Raw genomic sequence first — 21,022 nt, 5'->3', positions numbered from 1 at the left:
GTGCTCAGGTCAGGTGGAATGTGCTCAAAAGCGACACTATGAGGTCGCGGTCCCTTGGCTGGGTCAGGCGGTTGCGGGCCGCTGTGGGGGAGAGCCAGAGGACGCGGTCCACCTCGCGGTTCGGGGTGAAGTGGCCCGTCGTTGCCTCGGCTGCCCAGTAGTGGACCTCTTTGGGGCGGCCGGCGACCGTGTAGTGGAGGGTGGGGAGGGCGGCGCCTGGGACGGCGGTGTAGCCCGTCTCCTCCTCCACCTCGCGCAGGGCGCCCGCGAGGGGGTCCTCGGAGCGTTTCAGTTTGCCCTTGGGGTGGGACCAGTCGTCGTACTTCGGGCGGTGGACGAGACAGACCTCCAGTTCGCCGTCGACCGGGGAGCGGCGCCACAGGACGCAGCCCGCCGCCTGGATGGTGTCGTCGGCCATCGGGCCTCCCTCAGAGGGTGCGTACCGCTTCCTTCTGCCATGCCTGCTGGAACGCGAACCGTGCCGCCTCGACCTCGTGCCGCTGGTCGGCGTGGAGCACCCCGAGCGCGTACGCCGTCGCCGGGGCGATCCGTGGGGTGCGGGCCGCCGAGGCCGCGGCCGATGCCGCCTCCGCCGCGTCCCGGTGCCGGTTGAGGGCCTGGCCCGCGGCGAGGAGTCGTACGTCGGTGGGGCACTCGTCGCCGTACATGAGTTCGCGGGCGTAGCGGTGCAGCCGGAGCAGCAGGCGGACCTGGTGCCAGGGGGCGTCCTGGGGCTGCGGCGCGGTGTCGGCGGAGAGGCCGTGCACGAGGGCCTGCGCGTTGTAGGGGTGGCCCGCGGTGACCAGGGGCAGCGCGGCGACGGCGTCGGTGAGGCGGTCCGCCGCGGCGGCGGCCAGCGGGCGCAGATCGGTCGCGGGCGCCGCCGGGGTCAGCGGGACCTCGCTGGCGAGGACGGCGACGCTGTCGGCGACGGCGTGGAAACGGGAGGAACCCAGCGCCTGAAGGGCCGCGGAGTGGGCCCGGGTGCGGGCGAGGGTCAGCTGGCGGTCGAGGAGGGCGCCCGCCTTCGCCGCGCCGACGGTCAGAGTGCCCTTGGGGGTCGGGTGCGCGTTCGCGCCGGAGGCCTGGGAGGGGAGGGCGGCCGAGCCCGACAGCCGGTTCAGCGCGCCGAGCAGTCGCTCCAGGCGGGCCCCGTACGCGTGCTCCCGTGCCAGCGTGCCGGACAGCCAGGCCAGTTCGGGGCGCATGCCCTCCGACCAGTCCGTGTCGAGCAGGGGCCGGAAGGTGTGGAGGCTGCCGCTGATGCGGCGGGCCGAGCGGCGCAGGGCGCGCGCCGCGGCGACCGACTCGGCCGAGCCGCTGGCCGCGCCGGCGCCGGTTTCCCGGTGCTGGCGCAGCGAACGGAGGAACTCCGTGGCCTGGGCCCGCAGATAGCCCGCGAGGGCATCACTGGTGACGGGCCCGGCCGTGGGGTCGGTGGGGGGATCAAGGTGCTGCTGTGCCACGCCGGCGCCTCCGGGCGTCTATGAGCATCTCCTGGACGTTCCGCAGGGGCTGGCCATCCGCGTCGGTCGCGTGCCGCGTCCACTCGCCGTCGGGGCCCAGGTGCCAGGATGCGGTGGTGTCGGACATGCCGGTCTCGAGCAGCCGGTTGAGGGCCGCGCGATGAGCCGGGTCGGTGACCCTGACCAGGGCCTCGATCCGCCGGTCGAGGTTGCGGTGCATCATGTCGGCGCTGCCGATCCACACCTCGGGCTCGCCGCCGTTGCCGAAGCCGAAGATCCGGGAGTGTTCGAGGAAGCGGCCGAGGACGGAGCGGACCCGAATGTTTTCGGACAGGCCCGTGACGCCGGGGCGTACCGCGCAGATGCCGCGCACCCACACGTCGACCGGTACCCCGGCCTGGGACGCGCGGTACAGCGAGTCGATGAGGGCCTCGTCCACCATGGAGTTGACCTTGATGCGGACATGGGCGGGGCGTCCGGCGAGGTGGTGCTGTACTTCCTTGTTGATCCGCGAGATCAGGCCGTCGCGCAGGGACTTGGGGGCGACGAGGAGACGGCGGTAGGTCTCGCGGCGCGAGTAGCCCGACAGCCGGTTGAAGAGGTCGGAGAGGTCCGCGCCGACCTGCTGATCGGCGGTGAGCAGGCCGAGGTCCTCGTACAGCCGGGCCGTCTTCGGGTGGTAGTTGCCCGTGCCGACGTGGGAGTAGCGGCGCAGGGTGTCGCCCTCCTGCCGTACGACGAGCGACAGCTTGCAGTGGGTCTTCAGACCGACCAGGCCGTACACGACATGGCAGCCGGACTCTTCGAGCTTCCTGGCCCACTTGATGTTGGCCTGCTCGTCGAAGCGGGCCTTGATCTCGACCAGGACGAGGACCTGCTTGCCGGAATCGGCGGCGTCTATCAGCGCGTCGACGATCGGCGAGTCGCCCGAAGTCCGGTACAGGGTCTGCTTGATGGCGAGGACGTCGGGGTCCAGCGCCGCCTGCTCCAGGAACGCCTGGACGGAGGTGGAGAAGGAGTCGTACGGGTGGTGGAGGAGGACGTCCCGTTCGCGCAGGGCGGCGAAGATGTCGGGCGCGGACGCCGACTCGACCTCCGCGAGGTCGCGGTGGGTGCCCGCGATGAACTTCGGGTACTTCAGCTCGGGCCGGTCGAGGGAGCCGATGCCGAAGAGGCCCGTGAGGTCCAGGGGACCCGGCAGCGGGTACACCTCGGCCTCGGAGATCTTCAGCTCGCGTACGAGGAGATCGAGGACGTACCGGTCGATGGACTCCTCGACCTCCAGGCGCACCGGCGGCCCGAAGCGGCGCCGCATGAGCTCCTTCTCCAGCGCCTGGAGCAGGTTCTCGGCGTCGTCCTCCTCGACCTCCAGGTCCTCGTTCCGAGTGAGCCGGAAGGTGTGGTGCTCCAACACCTCCATGCCCGGGAACAGCTCCTCCAGGTGGGCCGCGATCACATCCTCGATGGGGACGTAACGGTTCGGCGAGGCCTCCAGGAAGCGGGAGAGCAGCGGCGGGACCTTGACGCGGGCGAAGTGGCGGTGGCCGCTGACCGGGTTGCGTACGACGACGGCCAGGTTCAGGGACAGGCCGGAGATGTACGGGAAGGGGTGCGCGGGGTCGACCGCCAGGGGGGTGAGGACCGGGAAGATCTGGTGCCGGAACAGGGTGAAGAGGCGGGCCTGCTCCTTCTCCGTCAGCTCGCTCCAGCGGACCAGGTGGACGCCCTCCTCCGCGAGCGCGGGGGCGACGTCCTCCTGGTAGCAGGCCGCGTGCCGGGCCATGAGCTCGCGGGAACGGGCCCAGATCATCTCCAGGACCTCACGGGGCTGGAGCCCGGAGGCGGACTTCGTGGCCACGCCGGTCGCGATACGGCGCTTCAGGCCCGCCACCCGGACCATGAAGAACTCGTCCAGGTTGCTGGCGAAGATCGCCAGGAAGTTGGCGCGCTCCAGGAGGGGCGTGTTCGGGTCCTCGGCGAGCTCCAGAACACGCTCGTTGAACGCGAGCCAGCTGCGCTCGCGGTCCAGGAAGCGGCCCTGCGGCAGGGTGATGCCGTCCTGCACCGTGTCCTCGTACGTGTCGAGGTCGGCGTCGAGGTCGGGCTCGAGATCGGAGGCCACCGCCGACACGGTGTGCGGGCGGTGAGCGGCTATGGAGCCGACGGACGGCTGGGGGTGCTGGACCGGTGCCTGGGCGCTGGGCTGGTTCATGGACCCATTCTTCCGCGCTGAGGGCGAGACCGGCGCGTCGGAGAGGGCAAGCGGCAGCGCGGCGATTCGGAAGTTCCCATTCCGGTTCCGGATCGCTGGCGTACGCTCACTCCCCGTCGTCGGCGAGGACTCGTTCTCCGGCGGAGGCGAAGGCTCGGGCACGGCGGGCTTCATTGGTTGAGCGTCGCAAGGTCGTCTGAATCGATGGTTACGGCGACATGACGTGCGGGATAGCGGGGGGCGGCTCCCGGACGTCTACATGAACGGACATCCGTCCAGAACACGCCCGGGAGCCTCGTCCGCGCCCACCCCCGTGGGACGCGTACATGTCTGTGCCTTTTCAGGGGGTACGGCGGCGCAGCAGCCAGAAGGCGGCGGCGGTGGCGAGTGCGGCGGCGGCGAGCAGGATGCCGGTCTCCACCAGCTGGAGGGGCCAGAAGTGGGACTTCGGGTGGTAGGTGGCCCAGAGGTCGGAGATGCCGTTCTTGCTCATGCACCGCTTGAGGTCGACGGCCGTGTCGTTGTCGACGCAGGCCAGGTCGTTGCCGATCCGCTTGCCGGAGGTGAGGACCACGCCGTGTTCGAGCTGGAGCGCGGTGCTGGGGAGGTTGGAGGCGGCCGATCCGGTGACGGTGACCGCGGGCCACAGGCTGTCCCGGTAGAGATCGCCGAGGTTCTGTACGGCCAGGGTGACGACGACGGCGAGGCCCAGCGCGGGCAGCGTACGGCGGACCAGGAGGCCCGCGAGGGCGCCCACGGCCAGTGCGCACAGGGCAGCGCCGACGGCGACCGGGCCGTTGGAGCGGTAGGCGTCCGACAGGTACCAGTCCTGGCCGAGGATGTCCCGCGCGTCGCTCCACATCAGGCGGTGCAGCAGCACCAGCACGCTCGTACCGGCGGTGACGAGCGCGGCCGGGACGGCGAGCTTGGCCGCGAGCCAGCGTACGGGCGGGACGGACTGCGTCCAGGCGAGGGCGGACGTGCCGCTCTCCAGCTCACGGGCGACCAGGGTGGCGCCCGCCCAGGCGGCGACGAGGTAGGGCAGGTAGGCCACGGCGGAGGTGGCCAGCGAGGTGACCGTGTCGTAGAACTCGTACGTCGGGCTGTCGAGCGTGGAGTCCACGCACGAAGTGTCGGCGGCGCACGAGGACACCCTGTGGCTCAACTCCCGTACGGCATCGGTGCCGAGCCAGTAAGCCCACAGCAGGCCGGCCGAGGCCGCCGCGACCAGCGCCCACCAGGCCCACAGCGCGGTGCGGTGCACCCGCAGTACCGCCCGGGCCGTGCCGCGCGGGACGAACGGGAGGGCGCGCCGGGCGAGCTGCGGCGCGGCGGTGGCTGCGGTCATGCGGCGGGCTCCTTGTAGGTGGCGGTGACGGTGGAGGCGCCGGTGCGCCGCTTCAGCAGGCGGAAGGAGACGAGGACCGCGAGGCCGGCGAGGGCGAGCACCAGGGCGGTCGCCGTGAGCTGGAGGGGCCAGAAGTGGGAGAAGGGGTGGGAGTCGCTGTAGTAGCTGACGGCGTCGAGCTTCTTGTAGGCGGCGCGGCACATCGCGTAGTGGCTGGTGCCGCAGAGCGGGTCGGCGATGCGGGCACCGGAGGAGGTCAGGAGACCGCCGTCGACCATGAGGCCCAGGTCCTTGGGGCTGTTGTGGGTGAGGCTGGTGACGGTCGTCACCGACGGCCAGAGGTGGGGCAGCGCCAGGCTGACGGCGAAGCGGATTCCCGCCGTGCACAGCACGGCCACGACGAGCGCGGCCAGCGAGCGGCGCAGCGCGATTCCGGCGAGCGCGCCGAAGGCGAGGCCGGCCAGGGCGAAGGCGATCGTGGTCGTGCCGTTGGCGTGGAAGGTGAATTCCTCGGCCCAGGGCTTGGCGCTGTCGATCTTTCCGCGGCCCTTGAACCACACCATGCGGTGCAGCAGGACGAGCACGCTCGTGCCGGCGGTGACGAGCGCGGCCGGGACGGCGAGCTTGGCGGCCAGCCAGCGGGCCGGGGAGACCGACTGGGCCCAGACGAGCTGTGCGGTGCCGTTCTCCAGTTCGCGGCCGATGAGCGAGGCGCCCGCCCAGGCGGCGACGAGGAACGGCACGAGGTTCATCGCGTAAGTGGCGTACTGGGAGACCGTCTTGTACGTGAGGATCGCGTTCTGGTCGTACGAGCACGTGCTCTTCCCGCAGGCGAAGTACTCCCGCCACGCGGTGGCCGCCGCGTCGGTGAGCGGGCCGTACAGCCACAGCATCAGGGCCGCGCCGACGACGGACACACCCACCCAGGTGTACAGGGCGGGGCGGTGCAGCAGGAGCGTCATACGGGTCATGGCGAACGGGCGGCCGGCGGGTCCCGTCGGGGTGCCGGTGGAGGCGAGGGCGGTCATACGGCGGGCTCCTGGGCGGCGGTGCGGGCGGGGACCTTGGCCGGGTCCAGGGACAGTGCGGGAGCTTCGGGGTTGCGCAGATACGCGAGGACCAGCTCCTCCAGGGACGGCTCGGCGGTGCGCCAGTCGTCGCCGAGCGGACCGCTGCGGCGGACGACCGCCGTGAGCTGCCGTCCGGTGGTACGGGCCTCGACGACGGTGTGCGGGGTGAGGTCCCGGGCGGCTCCGTCGGGGGAGTGCGCGGGGCCGGTGAGGAGGGTGTGCGCGGCCAGCAGGTCGTCCAGGTCGCCCGCCAGGCGCACCCGGCCGCCGCCGATCAGCAGCAGGTGGTCGCAGGAGCCCTCCAGCTCGGCGACCACGTGCGAGGACATCACGACCGTGGTGCCGTGCTCGGCGGCCTCGGCCATCAGCACGCCCATCAGCTCGTGCCGGGCCAGCGGGTCGAGGTCGGCCATCGGTTCGTCGAGGAGCAGGAGTTCGGCCCGCTTGCCGAGCGCGAGGGCGAGGGCCACGCGGGTGCGCTGGCCGCCGGAGAGGGAGCGGATCTTCGCCTTCGGGTCCAGCCCGCCGCCGTCGTACGTGATCCGCTCGGCGACCGGGGCGTCCCAGCGAGCCTGGTTCAGCTCCTGGCCCAGCCGCAGCGTGTCGGCGACCGTGAGCTGCGGATACAGGGGCTTGTCCTGGGCGACGTAGGCGACGCGCTCGCGGGCGGCTGCCGGGTCGGTGCCCAGCACGGTGAGGGAGCCCTCGGTGGGAGCGAGCAGCCCGGCCGCGTGGGCCAGCAGCGTCGACTTGCCCGCGCCGTTGGGGCCGACGACGGCGCAGACGCGTCCCGCGGGGAGCCGGAAGGAGCAGTCGCGCAGCGCCCAGCCTCCCCGCCGTCCGAACCGCTTGCCCAGTCCGGCCGCCTCTATGGCGGTGTGGGTCATTCCTGGTCTCCCTTGAAGTGTTCGTCCAGCACGGCGGTGAAGAGCGCCGCGACGTCGTCGTGGTCGAGTCCGGCCGCGCGGGCCCTGGCGGCCCAGGCGTCGAGTTCGGCGCGCAGCGGGGAGTCGGCCGGGGCGGCGCCCAGCGACTTCCGTACGAAGGTGCCGAGGCCCCGCCGCGCCTCGACCAGGCCCTCCCGCTCCAGCTCGCGGTAGGCCTTGAGGACGGTGTTCGGATTGATAGCGGTGGCTTCCACGACCTCGCGGGCCGTGGGGAGCTTGTCGCCCGGCTCCAGCAGGCCCAGGCGCAGGGCCTGTTTGGTCTGCTGGACGATCTGGACGTAGGTGGCGACGCCGCTGCGCCGGTCGATGCGGTACTCGACCACTCGGACAACCACCCTTTCACTAATTGAGTAGTGAAAGGGTGGTGCAAGATGGTGCCCGGCGTCAAGAGCGAGATCGTCAAGAGCGAGATTCTGCGGGCCGGAAATTTTGTGGGCCGGTGCGTGAACCGATCGGTGGGGCTCGTCCGATGAGGGGTCGTGAGGGAAACAAGAAGCGACGGGGAGCTGCTGCGGGCCATCGCGGCGGACGGGGACCGTCGCGCCTTCGAAGAGCTGTACCGGCGGTACGCGCCATGGCTGACCGCGCGGCTGCGCGGCCGGTGCGCGGACGCCGGGGTCGTCGACGACGTCGTACAGGAGACGTTCCTCGCCGTGTGGCGCGGCACCGCCCGCTACCGCGAGGAGGGTGACGCGGCCGGCTGGCTGTGGCGCATCGGCTCGCGCCGGCTCATCGACGCCCTGCGCGGTGACGGAGCGCGCGGCCGCATGCGGCAGGCCCTGGCACGCCTGCGCCACCGCGACGAGGCCTCGGCCGAGGAGCGCGTCCTGGCCGGCGTCGAACACGGCGACCTCGCGGGCGCGTTGACCCGTCTGTCACCCGAACTGCGCGCGGTCCTCCAGGCCACGGTGATCGACGGACTCACCACCCGGGAAGCCGCCGTCCTGCTCGGCATTCCGCCGGGCACCGTCAAGACGCGCGCCCTGCGTGCACGCAAGCAGCTGCGGGAGGAGTTGGCATGAGCGACGACATGCGTATGACATGGCATGTGCCGGAGGAAGACCTCCAGGCTTACGTACAGGGCGAGTTGGCGGCTCCCCGGCTGTGGTCCGCCGACACCCACCTCGCCTCCTGCGCGCAATGCCGGGCGGCCCTGGCCGAGGTGAGCGACCCGGTCGCGCTGGACGCGGGCTGGGAGCGGCTCGACGCCGAGCTGGACGCGCCGCGCCCCGGTCTCGTCGAGGCCCTGCTGGTGCGGATCGGCGTCGCCGACCACACCGCACGGCTGCTGACGGCCACCCCCGTACTGCGCGCCTCCTGGCTCGGGGCGGTCGCCGCCGTCCTGATGATGACCGTGCTGGCGTCCTACTCCATGCGGACGTCGGCCACTCCCACCCTGTTCCTGGCCCTCGCACCGCTGCTCCCGCTCGCCGGGGTCGCGCTGTCCTACGGACCCGCCCTCGACCCGACGTACGAGATGGTGGCCGTCACGCCGACCCACGGCTTCCGCCTGCTGATGATCCGCACGGTCGCGGTCCTGACGGCGGGCCTCGGGCTGAACGGTCTCGCGACCCTCGCCCTCCCCTCGTACGGCCTGCACGCCCTGGCCTGGCTGCTGCCCGCCCTCGCCCTCACCGGCACCGGCCTCGCGCTGACCGCCCGAATCGGCCCGGTCCTCGCGCCCTCCCTGGTCGGCGGGGCCTGGGTCGCGCTGCTGGCGGCGGCCCACGCGAGGACCGCGTCCGGCGCGACACTCGCCCCGTTCACCGCGACGGGCCAGACGGTCGCCGCGGCGGTCACCGCCCTGGCCGCCGGTCTCCTCTATCTCGTACGGGACCGGTTCGACTCCTCGACGGTGTACGGGCCCTTCTCCGGCGGGGGTGCCGCGTGAGCGCCGCCCCCGCCCCCGTCCCCGACCACCACCACTCCTTCTCCGACAGGAGCACCGCTCGTATGACCCCCACTGTCTCCGCCTCCGGCCTGAGCCTCCGCTTCGGGGGGACCGTCGCGCTCGACGACGTCTCCGTGCGGCTGCGTGAGGGCGTCACCGGACTGCTCGGACCCAACGGCGCCGGGAAGACCACCCTGTTGCGGGTGCTCGCCACCGCCGTGCCCGCCGACCGGGGTGCCTTCACGGTCCTCGGGCACGACCCGAGTACGACGGCGGGACGCCTCGACGTCCGGCGCACGCTCGGTTATCTGCCGCAGACGCCCGGCTTCCACCACGACTTCTCCGCCTTCGAGTTCGTCGACTACGTGGCGATCCTGAAGGAGATGACGAACCGCACCGCCCGGCACCGGGAGGTACGGCGCGTCCTGGAGGCCGTCGGCCTCTCCGACGTCCGGAGCAAGCGCATCAAGAAGCTGTCCGGCGGTATGCGCCAGCGGGTCGCGCTGGCCGCCGCGCTGGTCGGCGACCCCGGCTTCCTCGTCCTGGACGAGCCGACCGTGGGCCTGGACCCCGAACAGCGCATGCGCTTCCGGGAGTTGATCGCACAGGCGGGCGAGGGGCGGACGGTACTGCTCTCCACCCACCAGACCGAGGACGTGGCGATGCTCTGCCACCGCGTGATCGTCATGACCGGCGGCCGGGTCCGCTTCGACGGCACTCCGGCCGAACTGACCGCGCGGGCGGCGGGCCGGGTGTGGAGCAGCACGGAACGCGACCCGGGCGCACGGGCCGGCTGGCGCACGGGCACAGGCAGTTTCCGCAATGTCGGCGATCCGCCCGAGGGCGCCGACCTCGTCGAACCCACCCTGGAGGACGGCTACTTGCTCACCCTCGACGGCGAGCCCGCGGAGGTGGCGGCATGAGCGCCACCACACACACGGTCACGGAGGCGGCCCCCACGGGGGTGGAGCCGACCGCTCCGGCCGGAACGTCCAGGACGGCCGCCGTCCTCGCCCTCGCCCGCTTCGAAGCCCGGGAACTGTTCCTGCAGATCCCGGTGTTCATCTTCTTCCTGCTGTACGTCGGCTACACCGGCTGGCAGCTGTTCTCCGGCCGGGAGGGCATGGACGAGTACCCGGTCCTCCAGAACGTCGACCGGGACACCCAGAGCGGTCCGCTGCTCCTGGCTGTCGCGATCTTCGTCTGCGTCAACCGGGCCGTGCTGCGCTCCCGCCGACGCGACACGGACCGGCACCTCGACGTCCTGGTCATGGAGCCGTGGCGGCGTACGGTGGCGCACGGGCTGTCCGTCGTGCCCTGTGCCGCGCTCACCGCGCTCGTGGTCGCCTTCCAGTTCACCTGGGCGGCGATGAAGCCGGGCGCCGTCGGCCACGGATCGGCGGCCGAACTGGCCGTGGCTCCGCTGATGGTGCTGCTGTCCGGCGTCCTCGGCGTGCTGTCCGCGCGGCTGATCCGCAACTCGTTCGCCGCCCCGCTCTTCGTCGTCGGCCTCTCCGCCATGGCCACCCTGGCCTCGTCGGCCTCCGGTGGTGCGCGCTGGGAGGAGTGGCTGTGGCCGGCCGTCTCCGAAAGGGGCGCCGACCCGTTCCCGTCCGAACTGCTGGGCCGGCCGGCCGCCTGGCACGCGCTGTATCTGGCCGGGCTCGTGGTGCTGCTGCTGTGCCTCGCCGTGCTGCTGGGCGGCGGTCGTACCCGCGCGGTCAAGGCGGTCACCGCCCTCGCGCTCGCCGCCACCGCCGCGGGGGTCGTCGGGCAGTCCCCGGGTGACTCGGCCGGGCTGCTCGCGGCCCGCACGAAGGCGTCCGTCAGCCCGCAGAAGGTGCAGTCCTGCGTCGAGCACGGCAGGTCGACGTACTGCGCCTTCCCCGAGTGGACCGGCCGCACCGCCGACTGGGCCGGGATCGTCGACCGTGTCCAGTCCCTCGCGGGCGGCAGTGCCGGGGGCGAACGGATCACCGTACGGCAGCGGATCGACGCCCGCTACGGGCTGACCAGCGACGCGGCGCTCCCCTCGGCCACCACCCCGGCCACTGTGACGGTCGGCACGCGCTGGGGCGGCAACCGCGTCCCGGAGTTCGCGGTCGGCGTCGCCTCGGTCCTGGTCGCGGGCGACGAGAAGTCCGGCGGCGAGATCTGCGGCGGCCGTGCGGTGACCACCGTGTGGCTGGCGCTGGGCGCGCTGCCCGACCCGATGGAAGCGTTCAAGAACGTTCGCCTGGACGACAGTGTCAAGGGCGCCGGTCTGGTGCTGACCCCGACCAACGGCCTGTCCCTGAGCGCCGAGCAGACGCGCGTCGTCCGGGAGCTGCTGGAGAAGTCCCGCTACGGCGTCGTCCCCAAGGTGAAGGCCCACTGGGCGGAGCTCACGTCCCCGAAGACGTCGACGGCACGGGTGGCCGAGCTGCTCGGGGTCCCGGCCGGCGCGAAGGCGAACGGCTCGGCATCGGAGGGTGACTCGTGCGGAGAGCAGTGACGGGTGATGCCCCCGGGCCGGGCACGCCGGCCCTGGAGCGGACGCCGGCCACGCGGCGCCCGTACGCCCTGATCCGTGCCCTCGCGCGACCGGTGTGGCGCACCCTGCCGCGCAGGGCCCTCGCCACGGGCGCCGTCCTGGGGCTGCTGCTGGCCGGTATCCCGCGGATGTTCTCCGCCCCGGACGACGGATGGCTCTGCCTCAGCGTGCTGCGGGCCGCCGCGCTCGCCTTCGGGCTGGGCCTGGCGTTCCTGCTGGACGACCCGGCCCGGCACACCACCGCCGCGGTGCCGGCCCGGCGGCCGGTGCGGACCGGGCTGCGGATGGCGCTCGTCGCCCCGCTCGCGGCGCTGTGGTGGACGGCCGCCCTGCTCCTCGTACCGGAGCAGGGCCGGCCCCCGGTCGGCGCGGTCACCCTGGAGGCGGCGGCCACCGCCGTGCTGGCCCTGGCCGCCGCGACCCTGGTCGTGCGGTACACGGAGACCGCCGAACCGGGGATCGCGGTCTCCTCGGGGCTGGTGGGCACCGCACTCGGCGCGGCCCTGCTGCTCCCCGACCGCTGGGAGCTGTTCGTGGCGGTGACCGACCCGCGCTGGGACGCCGCGCACCAGCGGTGGGCGGGGATCCTGGCCGTGGCGGCGCTGGTCGTCGTGTGCCGCATGGCGGAACCCACACAGCGGTGGCGGGTAACCTCCTTTGCTCATCGTTGACTTGACGTGAGCACGCGCTCAAGGGGGACCTGAATGTCCACGCCTCCGCCGCCCCAGGGTGGCTACAACTCCTATGGCCAGCAGCCCTATCCCGGGCCTCAGGGGCCGTATCCGCCCCAGCAGCAGTACGGGCAGCAGCAGCAGCCGCCGCCTCCGCAGTACGGGCAGCAGCAGCCGTATCCGCCCCAGCAGCCCTACCAGGGCCAGCCGCCCTATGGGCAGCCGCCGTACCAGCAGCACCCGGCGCCGGCGGGGCCGCCGCCCGGGCGGCAGCGGCCCGCGTTCAACTCGCGGTCGCCGCTGTTCAAGGCCGTCGTCTTCGTGATCGCGCTGATCGGCGCGGGCGTCTACTACTTCACGAAGAGCGACGAGCCCTACAAGCCCAGCACCGACACCAGCAACAGCGACTTCAGCGCCGAGGTCGGCGACTGCATGAAGAACAACGGCACCGAGAGCAGCCCGGACCTGGAGGTCGTCGACTGCACCAACAGCGCGGCCGCCTACAAGGTGGAGAAGACCGGCTCGACGAGCGAGTGCGAGGACGGTCAGCTCAAGTACACGAAGACCCGCCGGAGCACGACGCTGCTCACGATGTGCCTGTCGGAGATCAGCAACTAGCCGAGCGGCACGGGGCGGCGGTCAGGACTCCGCCCGGTACATCAGGTCCGTCTCGTGGGTGACGAAGCCGAGGCGCTCGTACACGGTCACCGCCGCCTTGTTGTCGGCGTCGACGTAGAGCATCGCGGTGGGCAGGGCCTGGGCGGCGAGGTGGCGGAGCCCGATCGTGGTGAGGGCCTTGCCGAGGCCGATGCCCTGGGCGCCGGGGTGGACGCCGAGGACGTACACCTCGCCGAGCCCTTCCTCGGCGTGGACCTTGGTCCAGTGGAAGCCGATGAGTTCGCCGCCGCGCCAGGCGAGGAAGAACCCGGACGGGTCGAACCACGGCTCGGCCATCCGGTCGTCCAGGTCGCGCTGGGTGAGGGAGCCCTGCTCGGGGTGGTGGGCGAAGGCCGCGGCGTTCACCGCGAGCCAGGCGGCGTCGTCCCGTCCGGGCACGAAGGCGCGGACGTTCACCCCGTCCGGGAGCTTCGGCTCGGGCAGGTCGAGGCCCGCCAACGGCCGCCGCATCTGCCGCAGTTCGCGGAAGAGCGTGAGCCCGAGGACCTGCGCGAGGTGCCGGGCGGCGGAGTGCCCGCCGTGCGCCCACACCCGCAGCCGCTTGCCGGACTCGGCGAGCAGCGCCGAGCCCAGCGCCCGGCCGTGCCCGTGCCCGCGGACCGCCGGGTGGACGACCAGCTCGGCGGCCGGGGCCTCGACCGGGTCGGTGTCCTCCAGCTGCGCGTATCCGATCAGCTCGTCGCCGAGGGTCAGCAGCAGATGGCGTACGCCTTCGCGGGCTCCGCCCTTCAGCTGGAGCCGCCCCTGCTCGGACACCGCCTGCTGTCCGTCGGCCCGGGCGGCCTCCGCGAGCAGCCGGAGCACGTCCTCGGCCTGGGCCGGGGTGAGCGCGGTGTAGGTCTCGATGGCACGGGAGAGGCCGGAGGGCGCGGTGTCGTCGCTGGTCATGGCTATGAGGGTACGGCCTGCCCGTTTCATGGTGAAGTGACCTCGGTGGCAACCAACTGGTAACCGTGAAACCCCTGTTGCGCTACGCGCGTTGAATCTAAAGTGCGGGCAAAGCCACGCGGCAGCCACAGCCGTCCCACAGCTGACACGGCTCCGGGGGCTCCGACAACTCCGACAGCTCCCACTGGGGGGAACCATGCCGCAGACGTCACGGCACAGACACACCCATCGCCTTCTCGCGGCCGCCGCCGGTCTGGCCACCGTCGGTGCGCTGGCCGCGGCGATGCCCGCGAGCGCGGGTCAGGACCAGGCGACGCCCCTGCACCACCAGGGCAGCGGCCGCTACCAGGACGTGCAGCTGCTGTCCTTCAACGACCTGCACGGCAACCTGGAGCCGCCGACCGGTTCCTCGGGCCGGGTCACGGAGCTCCAGGCGGACGGCACGACGAAGACGGTCGACGCGGGCGGCGTCGAATACCTCGCCACGCATCTGCGCGAGGCCCGCAAGGACAACAAGTACTCGATCACGGCCGCCGCCGGTGACATGGTCGGCGCCTCCCCGCTGATCTCGGGCCTTTTCCACGACGAGCCGACGATCGACGCGCTCAACAAGCTCGACCTGGATGTCACCTCCGTCGGCAACCACGAGTTCGACGAGGGCGCCAAAGAGCTGGCCCGGCTGCAGAACGGCGGCTGTCACCCGAAGGACGGCTGTTACGACGACAGCGAGAAGTTCACCGGCGCCAACTTCCCCTACCTCGCCGCGAACGTCACCGACGAGAAGACCGGCAAGCCGATTCTCAAGCCCTACTGGGTGTGGAAGAAGAACGGCGTCAAGGTCGGCTTCATCGGCGTGACGCTCGAAGGCACCCCGAACATCGTGTCGGCCGACGGCGTCAAGGGCCTGAAGTTCGGCGACGAGGTCGAGACGATCAACAAGTACGCCAAGGTGCTCCAGCGCCAGGGCGTGAAGTCGATCGTCGCGCTGATCCACGAGGGCGGCGCGCCCGCGTCGTCGGCGTACAACTACGACTGCGACAGCCCCGGCGCCGGTGACGGCATCTCCGGCCCGATCGTCGACATCGCGAAGAACGTCACGCCGGCCGTGGACGCGCTGGTCACCGGCCACACCCACCAGGCGTACGCCTGCACGATCAACGACCCGGCGGGCAACCCCCGCATGGTCACCTCGGCGGCGTCCTTCGGCCGGCTCTACACCGACACGACCCTCACGTACGACCGCTGGACCGGCGACATCGCCCGTACGGCGGTGAAGTCCGCGAACCACGTGGTCACCCGTGACGTGGCGAAGGCCGCCGACATGACGGCCCTGATCAGCAAGTGGAAGACGCTCTCCGCCCCGATCGCCTCGCGCCCCATCGGCTACATCGCGGGCGAGATCGGCAACACCGGCACCGAGTCCCCGCTCGGCGACATGATCGCCGACGCGCAGCTCGCGTACGCCAAGTCCCTCGACCCCGAGGCCGACCTCGCGGTGATGAACCCGGGCGGCATCCGCGCCGGTCTCACCTACGCGGCGAGCGGCAGTGAGGGCGACGGCGTGGTGACGTACGGGGAGGCCTACACGGTCCAGCCCTTCGCCAACACGGTCAACCTGGTCGACCTGACCGGCGCCCAGGTCATCACCGCACTCCAGCAGCAGGTCAGCGGCTCGAACGAGGCCGCCCCGAAGATCCTCCAGATCTCCAGCGGTCTGACCTACACGCTGGACCTCACCAAGACGGGGGCGGCCCGTGTCGTCGCCGACTCGGTCAAGCTCAACGGCACCGCCATTGACCCCACCGCCACGTACCGCGTCGCGATGAACTCCTTCCTCGCGGGCGGCGGCGACGGCTTCGCCGAACTCGGCAAGGGCACGAACATGCTCATCGGCGGCGACGACCTGGCGGCCTTCGAGGCGTACCTGACGGCCAACTCGTCGGCCACGACGCCTTATCCGGTACCGGCGGCGAACCGGATCACCGTAGTGAAGTAGCGGGTGCAGCAGATCGCATTCGTGCGGTAGCGGTAACGGCAGCGGTTCCGGTTGCCGGCAGGGGGGCGGTACGCATCGTCGGGCCAGATGATGCGTACCGCCCGTCCTGCTTGTGCCGCGAAGACAAGTCCTCTGTGAGCCAGGGCACTTAACATGAGGTGACGTCGGTAGCGCTGCCCTCGGAGCAGACGGTCGACGGGGGAGACGACGATGGAGATCAGGCTCGCGGATGCCCTGAAGGCGTTGCGGAACGAACTCGCCGACGCTTCGTTGCAGTCGGCAGGACAGCCGGTCAGGCTGCTGGTGGAGACGGTCGATCTGGAGCTGCAGGTGGCGGTCACCCACGCCAAGGAGGGCGGGGGCGGCGTCAAGTTCTGGGTCCTGACGGCCGACGGCAAGGCTTCCGCGAGTACCGCCGTCACCCACACGGTGTCACTCCAGCTGAAGGCCGAGACAGCCGACGGCGGCCGGGTGCTCACCGGATCCGGCACGGAGGACAAGGTTCACCTGACGGACGACTGAGTGTCGGCGGTTTCTGTCGTACGGGGGTGGGGTGGCGATGGCGAGCCAGTCCGATCGCGTCGTGCAGATCGTCGGCCGGGACTCCGACGGCAGGCCCTACTTCGTGGCGTCGGGGTTTCTCCTGGCCGGCGATCTGGCGATCACGGCCGCGCACACGGTGGAGGACGCGTCCGTACCGTACGAGGTGCGCTCCGGCGGGGCGTCCGCCCGCATCGGGGTCCGGTGTGTGGTGCCGTGCGCGGACCGTGACCTCGCCCTGCTGGTCCTGGAAGCGGCGCGGGAAGCGATCGAGCCCGTCCGGTTCGCCGAACTCCCCCACGACATGGGGCAGGTCGACGTGCACGCGGTCGGCTACCCCTGGTTCACCCTGGAGGAGGCCCGGCCGAGGAGCCATCAGCTGAATGGCACCGTCCAACTGGGTTCCGACCGTGCGGCCCACCAGCTGCAACTGTCCCTCACCAGCAGCGATCCGCCGCCGAAGCCGCCCGGCGGTTCCGCGTGGGAGGGCTACTCGGGAGCGGGCGTACTCACCACGTACGAGGGGCTGCTCGCCGGGGTCGTCACCAGCCACCGTCCGACGGGGGACCGCCGCAATCTCACCGGCACCGATCTGTGCGATCTGCGGGACCCGGAGTTCCTCGCCGTCCTCGCGGATCACGGTGTCGAGGCGTCGCCCCTTCCGGTGCGTCTGGTGGCGGAGCGGGCCGGCCGGGCCACCGCGACTCCGCACTGGCTGCCGCCCGCCGTCCGCGGGGTGCTGGCCCGCCAGCGAGCCGAGGCGGACGAACTCCCGTACCGCTTCCGGCAGGATCGCCGCTCGCGCCGGCTGACCGCGGTGTACATCCGCCAGGTGCTGAGCCGCACCGAACCCGAGGACCCGGAGGGCGAGGGGGAGACGGAAACACGCCCCGACGCCCGGACCGGCCACGGACCACCGGCCCACGGCCATGGTTCACCCCGCGGCCAGGGCGCGATGAAGGCGACCGGACCGCCGCAGCGGCTGGAGGAGGTCCTGGCGCACGACGCCCACGGCGGCGACCACGACGACGGCGGCGGGCATCTGCTCATCGAGGGCGGACCGGGTGCCGGGAAGTCCACCCTGCTGCACAGTTGCGCCCTGGACCTCGGCGAGGCCGCACTGGGTGCGGCGACGGCCCGTGGACGGTGGGTGCCGCTCTGGGTCACCGCCGCCGCGCTCGCCGACGTCGGCCACTCGCTGGAGAGCGCGGTCGCGGCGGCCACGGGACTCGACTCCGGGGACGGCACGCTGCCCCGACTGCCGGACGGCGCCCGCTGGCTGGTACTCGTCGACGCGCTGGACGAGGTCCACCACGACCAGCGCGGCAAGGTCGTGCACCGGCTGACCGACCGGGTGGGACAGGACACGAGTGCTGCGCCGCGCATCCTGCTCACCACCCGCCCCGATCCCGAGGGCACGACCGACCTGGTCCGGGCCGGGTTCCACACCTACTCCCTCGACCCCTTCGACCGGCACCGCCTGGAGGAGTTCGCCCGTACGTGGTTCAAGGACTCCGGCCGCGCCGAACTCGCGGCGGACTTTCTGCGGCAGATCGACGACACCGGCCTGAGCGACCTGCTCCGCAACCCGCTGCTCGCCACCGTCACCGCGCTCGTCTTCGAGAACGCCCCCGACGAACCCCTGCCGGACAACAGATGGGCGCTGTACGAGCAGTACCGCGTGCAGCTCGCGACCGCCAAGCGGGATCAAGTCGACTCCCTGTGGCGGGAGTTGGCACTGCGTGCGGAGTTCACCGCGCGGGGGCGGTACGCGGTGGCGTACCTGCGGGAGCACCTGGAACCACTGCTGTCCCACCTCGCGTACGCCCAGGTCGCCGAGGGCGCCCGCGACCTGCCGCACAAGGCCCGCCGCTGGTGGGAGGAGACCGCGATCGACGGACAGGGGCGCCGCTTCGGGGCCGCGCCGCCACTGGACGGATGGTCCAACACCGTCACCGACGCGCTGCTGGGGACCGGGCTGCTCGTCCGCAGGGGACATGACCTGGAGTTCCTGCACGCGACATTCGCCGAGCACCTCGCCGCGGAGCGGCTGGCGGGCGGGCTGCCGGAGGTGTTCGATCCGGGGTGCGAGGGATGGCGTACGGCGATTCTGGCCGCGTCCGGTCGTACGAAGCATCCCCTCGCAGGGCTCTACCGGACCGCGCTGGTGCATTACGGCCACCGACATCGGGACGGCGGGCGGGCGTTGCTGGACTGGTTGCAGGAGGGGGTGTGGGGCAGCCAGCTGCTGGCGGGGGAGCTGCTGGCTGCGCGTTGTCCGGCGGACGACGTTCACTATCGGCGGCTCCTCGACGCTGTCGGGGAGTACTCGGCTGCCGGGAGGTTCCCCTGGGGCGTACTCTCCCGGGTCCGGCATCCCCTGGTGAAGGCCTACCTGCACGACACCGTGCGTCGGCCGGACGGGCCCCACCGGGCGGAGGCGGCCACAGCGCTGCTCGCCCACGATCCGGCAGACGCCGTACGGGCTTTGGTGGAGATGGCCGCGGACCCGCACGTGAATCGCTCGATGTTGCAAAGCACGGCTTTGGAGCTGCTGGACTCGCATCCTCAGTACACGACGGAGGTGGCCGGGGTGCTGGGGGCTGCCGCGGACGGCGGTCTGGCCTTCCGTTATCAGGGGCTCCAGAGCGCAACGGTCCTGATCGGGCTCGGCGGGCAGTATGTCGAACGGGGAGCCAAGATATTGACGTTGCTCGCCGACGACTGGATGGTGTCCGGCTTCGATCGGGAACGGGCCGTCGAGATGCTGATCGACCTTGGCGATACGTATGCGGCGGAGGTTGCACGAAGGCTCAGCCGGACTGTCAGTGATTCGCGGACCATGAGTTCGAGCCGGGAGAAAGCGGCCACGTTGCTGGCCCGACTTGGCGAGCCCTACCTCTCTGAGGCGGTTTCGGCCCTTCGGGAAATGATCATAGGCTTCAGTTGGTTCGATCGCCGAGATGCGATGGAGGCGCTCGTCGGTCTCGGCGGAGCGCATGTCGACGAGGCGGTGCACGCGTTGCGGACGGTCGTCGCCGATCCGTCCAAGTCGGTCTACGACCGGATGGAATCGGTGGGGCAGCTGGCGGGTCTCGGTGATGCCTACAGCGAGCAGGTGGTCGAGGCGTGGCGCCTGCTCATGGGCGATCCCAGTGTGGGCAGTGCCGGGCAGTTGGAGGCCGCACAAGCGCTGGCTCGTCTGGGGGGAACGCATACGGAGGAGGCGCGTCGACGGGTTCAGCACATGATCGACGCTCGCGAGACGGGCCTGCGTGACCGAAGGAGAGCGAAGCGACTCCTGGCGGACGGGCTTAAGGGATGGGAGGCCGAGCAGCTTGCGCTCTGGCGCTCGTCTCTGAGAAATCCCAGGGACTCGGACTACCAGCGTTGGCAGGCTGCGTTGGGGATGGCCGGGCTTCCCGGTGGGGACGCGGACGAGGTGGCAAAAGCCTTGCTTTCCGTACTGACCGACGGGCGAATCCGGGGATACGAGCTGAGCAATGGCGCGCGGGCGCTGCGCGATCTGGGTGACCAACACGTGGAGAGGGCCGTGGCGGTGCTCCGTGCTCAGTTCGCGGACGCGCGGTCCGCGGGGGCGTCCCGTACCACCGCGGCACGCGCGCTGTTGGCTCTCGAAGTGCCTACGCTGCGCGATGATCCCTTGCTGCTGCGGACGGTGATCGCCGATCCGGAGCTCGCCCATTACGACTTCCGTGACGCGGTAGAGAGATTGCGCGCGGTGGGAGAAGGGGAGATGGGCAAGGTCGCGGCCGACCTTTGCGTCGGCCTCAGTGACCATCGCACTGAAGCGGAGCGCCAGCGAGTCATCGCCAGGGTGCTGCGTGAGCTGGGTGACTCCCACGTGGAGTCGGCCGCCGCGGCCCTGCGTGCGGAACTCGTACGGCCGGGCATCAGCACCAGGTCCAGGCAGGCAGCGGCACGGGGCCTGATGGCGCTCGGAGGTCCACACGTGCCCAGCGACCCGGAGGTCCTCCGTGCCCTCGTCGCCGATCGCAGGGCCTATGCGAAGGACCGGGTGCTGGCCGCCGACGCGTTGCTCAGTCTCGACAGATGGCCTGCCGAGAGGAAGAGGATCGGCCGGATACTGTTTGCCCTCGCCACCCGCGAGCGAGACCTGTTCGACCGGAGTTCCGATGAGGCGATTGATCTCCTCCGCAGTCTCGGCGGGGAGTACCGGTCCATGGCCGACCGCGCCGAGACCATGAACAGAGACCGGAGTCGGCCGCCCTTGCTCCGTCGCCTGATCAGACGGTCCCCTTGACGGAACACGACCACAATGAATTAGCCTGGCAATCACCTCAGTAAGTTCCATGTGAGGTCCGTAATAAATTCTGTGTGAGCGGCGGGTCGGTTCCCCCGTCGCTCTAAGAATTTCTTTCAGCCGCAATTCATTGAGGTCTAAGGCGAATTGGTGATTTCGGGGTTCTGGGTCCCGTAGTGTTTTCCATGTCGAAAGCGAACAACGCAAACGGCAAAGGGAATACACCCACTGGGAAGAAGGAGAACCCCATGAGCTTCCACAAGATCGCCCCGGTCAAGAAGCACCACAAGCCGGCCGCCAAGCACGCCGCCAAGCCCGCGCCGAAGCCCGCCGCCAAGAAGGCCGCCGCTCCGAAGCCGCGCCCGGTGAGCCGTCAGGGCCGCTAGTAGCCGCTAGCAGCCACCGGCAGCCACCGGCTGTCGCTTGTCGCTACGAGGCGGGGCCCCGGAACTGGATTCCGGTGGCCCCGCCTCGGCCGTGTTCTGGACCGGGAAACG

18 protein-coding genes are annotated in these 21,022 nt (G+C 71.3%); 10 read left to right on the top strand and 8 right to left on the bottom strand.

What is annotated here, in order from left to right:
* Nucleotides 1-4: 4 nt before the first annotated feature.
* The 7 genes from AB5J50_RS24050 to AB5J50_RS24020 form a co-directional block, all read right to left on the bottom strand.
* The gene (locus AB5J50_RS24050) at nt 5-418 is read right to left on the bottom strand and encodes an NUDIX hydrolase (protein WP_369260439.1); all 414 of its coding nucleotides are present in this window, start codon (nt 416-418) and stop codon (nt 5-7) included.
* Between the two features lie 10 nt (nt 419-428).
* The gene (locus AB5J50_RS24045) at nt 429-1,466 is read right to left on the bottom strand and encodes a CHAD domain-containing protein (protein ID WP_369260438.1); all 1,038 of its coding nucleotides are present in this window, start codon (nt 1,464-1,466) and stop codon (nt 429-431) included.
* Complete coding sequence (locus AB5J50_RS24040; RefSeq protein ID WP_369260437.1) at nt 1,447-3,678, bottom strand: RNA degradosome polyphosphate kinase; 2,232 nt, start codon at nt 3,676-3,678, stop codon at nt 1,447-1,449. Before AB5J50_RS24040 ends, AB5J50_RS24045 begins: the two co-directional genes overlap by 20 nt.
* A gap of 340 nt (nt 3,679-4,018) precedes the next feature.
* Complete coding sequence (locus tag AB5J50_RS24035; protein WP_369260436.1) at nt 4,019-5,026, bottom strand: hypothetical protein; 1,008 nt, start codon at nt 5,024-5,026, stop codon at nt 4,019-4,021.
* Nucleotides 5,023-6,054, bottom strand: a complete 1,032-nt coding sequence (locus AB5J50_RS24030; protein WP_369260435.1) for an ABC transporter permease — start codon at nt 6,052-6,054, stop codon at nt 5,023-5,025. Before AB5J50_RS24030 ends, AB5J50_RS24035 begins: the two co-directional genes overlap by 4 nt.
* The gene (locus AB5J50_RS24025) at nt 6,051-6,983 is read right to left on the bottom strand and encodes an ABC transporter ATP-binding protein (RefSeq protein ID WP_369260434.1); all 933 of its coding nucleotides are present in this window, start codon (nt 6,981-6,983) and stop codon (nt 6,051-6,053) included. Before AB5J50_RS24025 ends, AB5J50_RS24030 begins: the two co-directional genes overlap by 4 nt.
* Complete coding sequence (locus AB5J50_RS24020) at nt 6,980-7,366, bottom strand: GntR family transcriptional regulator (protein WP_327429837.1); 387 nt, start codon at nt 7,364-7,366, stop codon at nt 6,980-6,982. The genes AB5J50_RS24025 and AB5J50_RS24020 overlap by 4 nt, the downstream gene beginning before the upstream one ends.
* 156 nt (nt 7,367-7,522) lie before the next feature.
* Between AB5J50_RS24020 and AB5J50_RS24015 the strand changes: the two genes are divergently transcribed.
* The 6 genes from AB5J50_RS24015 (at nt 7,523) to AB5J50_RS23990 (ending at nt 12,756) form a co-directional block, all read left to right on the top strand.
* A complete protein-coding gene (locus tag AB5J50_RS24015) occupies nt 7,523-8,065 on the top strand; it encodes an RNA polymerase sigma factor (protein WP_369260433.1) in 543 nt (180 codons plus the stop codon).
* A 14-nt stretch (nt 8,066-8,079) separates the two neighbouring features.
* Complete coding sequence (locus AB5J50_RS24010) at nt 8,080-8,934, top strand: anti-sigma factor (protein ID WP_369265495.1); 855 nt, start codon at nt 8,080-8,082, stop codon at nt 8,932-8,934.
* A gap of 62 nt (nt 8,935-8,996) precedes the next feature.
* Nucleotides 8,997-9,857: an ABC transporter ATP-binding protein gene (locus AB5J50_RS24005; RefSeq protein ID WP_369260432.1), complete on the top strand. Its 861-nt coding sequence runs from the start codon at nt 8,997-8,999 to the stop codon at nt 9,855-9,857.
* Nucleotides 9,854-11,428 carry an ABC transporter permease gene (locus tag AB5J50_RS24000; protein WP_369260431.1) on the top strand — a complete coding sequence of 525 codons (1,575 nt, stop codon included), beginning with the start codon at nt 9,854-9,856 and terminating at the stop codon, nt 11,426-11,428. Before AB5J50_RS24005 ends, AB5J50_RS24000 begins: the two co-directional genes overlap by 4 nt.
* Nucleotides 11,413-12,138, top strand: a complete 726-nt coding sequence (locus tag AB5J50_RS23995) for an ABC transporter (RefSeq protein ID WP_369260430.1) — start codon at nt 11,413-11,415, stop codon at nt 12,136-12,138. Before AB5J50_RS24000 ends, AB5J50_RS23995 begins: the two co-directional genes overlap by 16 nt.
* A 33-nt stretch (nt 12,139-12,171) precedes the next feature.
* Nucleotides 12,172-12,756, top strand: coding sequence for a hypothetical protein (locus AB5J50_RS23990; RefSeq protein WP_369260429.1), 585 nt, complete (start codon nt 12,172-12,174; stop codon nt 12,754-12,756).
* A 21-nt stretch (nt 12,757-12,777) separates the two neighbouring features.
* Here AB5J50_RS23990 and mshD read toward each other — a convergent pair whose 3' ends face one another.
* Nucleotides 12,778-13,704 (bottom strand): mycothiol synthase, encoded by a 927-nt coding sequence (gene mshD, locus AB5J50_RS23985; protein ID WP_369260428.1) that lies wholly within the window; start codon nt 13,702-13,704, stop codon nt 12,778-12,780.
* Nucleotides 13,705-13,900: 196 nt separating this feature from the next.
* Here mshD and AB5J50_RS23980 point away from each other — a divergent pair, with 196 nt between their 5' ends.
* The 4 genes from AB5J50_RS23980 (at nt 13,901) to AB5J50_RS23965 (ending at nt 20,911) form a co-directional block, all read left to right on the top strand.
* Nucleotides 13,901-15,700 (top strand): bifunctional UDP-sugar hydrolase/5'-nucleotidase, encoded by a 1,800-nt coding sequence (locus tag AB5J50_RS23980; protein ID WP_369260427.1) that lies wholly within the window; start codon nt 13,901-13,903, stop codon nt 15,698-15,700.
* 210 nt (nt 15,701-15,910) lie between these two features.
* Nucleotides 15,911-16,222 (top strand): trypco2 family protein, encoded by a 312-nt coding sequence (locus AB5J50_RS23975; protein ID WP_369260426.1) that lies wholly within the window; start codon nt 15,911-15,913, stop codon nt 16,220-16,222.
* A gap of 37 nt (nt 16,223-16,259) precedes the next feature.
* On the top strand, nt 16,260-20,525 hold the full coding sequence (locus AB5J50_RS23970; protein ID WP_369260425.1) for an NACHT domain-containing protein: 4,266 nt from the start codon (nt 16,260-16,262) through the stop codon (nt 20,523-20,525).
* 248 nt (nt 20,526-20,773) lie between these two features.
* Nucleotides 20,774-20,911 (top strand): hypothetical protein, encoded by a 138-nt coding sequence (locus AB5J50_RS23965; protein WP_327429828.1) that lies wholly within the window; start codon nt 20,774-20,776, stop codon nt 20,909-20,911.
* The last annotated feature ends 111 nt before the right edge of the window (nt 20,912-21,022 follow it).

Source organism: Streptomyces sp. R35, assembly GCF_041053035.1.
Classification (GTDB): Bacteria; Actinomycetota; Actinomycetes; order Streptomycetales; family Streptomycetaceae; genus Streptomyces; species Streptomyces lutosisoli.
The sequence above is the reverse complement of the archived record's forward strand: the minus strand, read 5'-3'. Positions and strand labels throughout refer to the sequence as shown.

Bases quoted from the DNA above. Each gene is read 5' to 3' on its own strand.
- AB5J50_RS23975 (WP_369260426.1), top strand. From the start codon at position 15,911: ATGGAGATCAGGCTCGCGGATGCCCTGAAGGCGTTGCGGAACGAACTC.
- AB5J50_RS24005 (WP_369260432.1), top strand. From the start codon at position 8,997: ATGACCCCCACTGTCTCCGCCTCCGGCCTGAGCCTCCGCTTCGGGGGG.
- AB5J50_RS24035 (WP_369260436.1), bottom strand. From the start codon at position 5,026: ATGACCGCAGCCACCGCCGCGCCGCAGCTCGCCCGGCGCGCCCTCCCG.
- AB5J50_RS23990 (WP_369260429.1), top strand. From the start codon at position 12,172: ATGTCCACGCCTCCGCCGCCCCAGGGTGGCTACAACTCCTATGGCCAG.
- AB5J50_RS23965 (WP_327429828.1), top strand. From the start codon at position 20,774: ATGAGCTTCCACAAGATCGCCCCGGTCAAGAAGCACCACAAGCCGGCC.
- AB5J50_RS24000 (WP_369260431.1), top strand. From the start codon at position 9,854: ATGAGCGCCACCACACACACGGTCACGGAGGCGGCCCCCACGGGGGTG.
- AB5J50_RS24050 (WP_369260439.1), bottom strand. From the start codon at position 418: ATGGCCGACGACACCATCCAGGCGGCGGGCTGCGTCCTGTGGCGCCGC.
- AB5J50_RS24025 (WP_369260434.1), bottom strand. From the start codon at position 6,983: ATGACCCACACCGCCATAGAGGCGGCCGGACTGGGCAAGCGGTTCGGA.
- AB5J50_RS24030 (WP_369260435.1), bottom strand. From the start codon at position 6,054: ATGACCGCCCTCGCCTCCACCGGCACCCCGACGGGACCCGCCGGCCGC.
- AB5J50_RS23980 (WP_369260427.1), top strand. From the start codon at position 13,901: ATGCCGCAGACGTCACGGCACAGACACACCCATCGCCTTCTCGCGGCC.
- AB5J50_RS24010 (WP_369265495.1), top strand. From the start codon at position 8,080: ATGACATGGCATGTGCCGGAGGAAGACCTCCAGGCTTACGTACAGGGC.
- AB5J50_RS23970 (WP_369260425.1), top strand. From the start codon at position 16,260: ATGGCGAGCCAGTCCGATCGCGTCGTGCAGATCGTCGGCCGGGACTCC.
- AB5J50_RS24040 (WP_369260437.1), bottom strand. From the start codon at position 3,678: ATGAACCAGCCCAGCGCCCAGGCACCGGTCCAGCACCCCCAGCCGTCC.
- mshD (WP_369260428.1), bottom strand. From the start codon at position 13,704: ATGACCAGCGACGACACCGCGCCCTCCGGCCTCTCCCGTGCCATCGAG.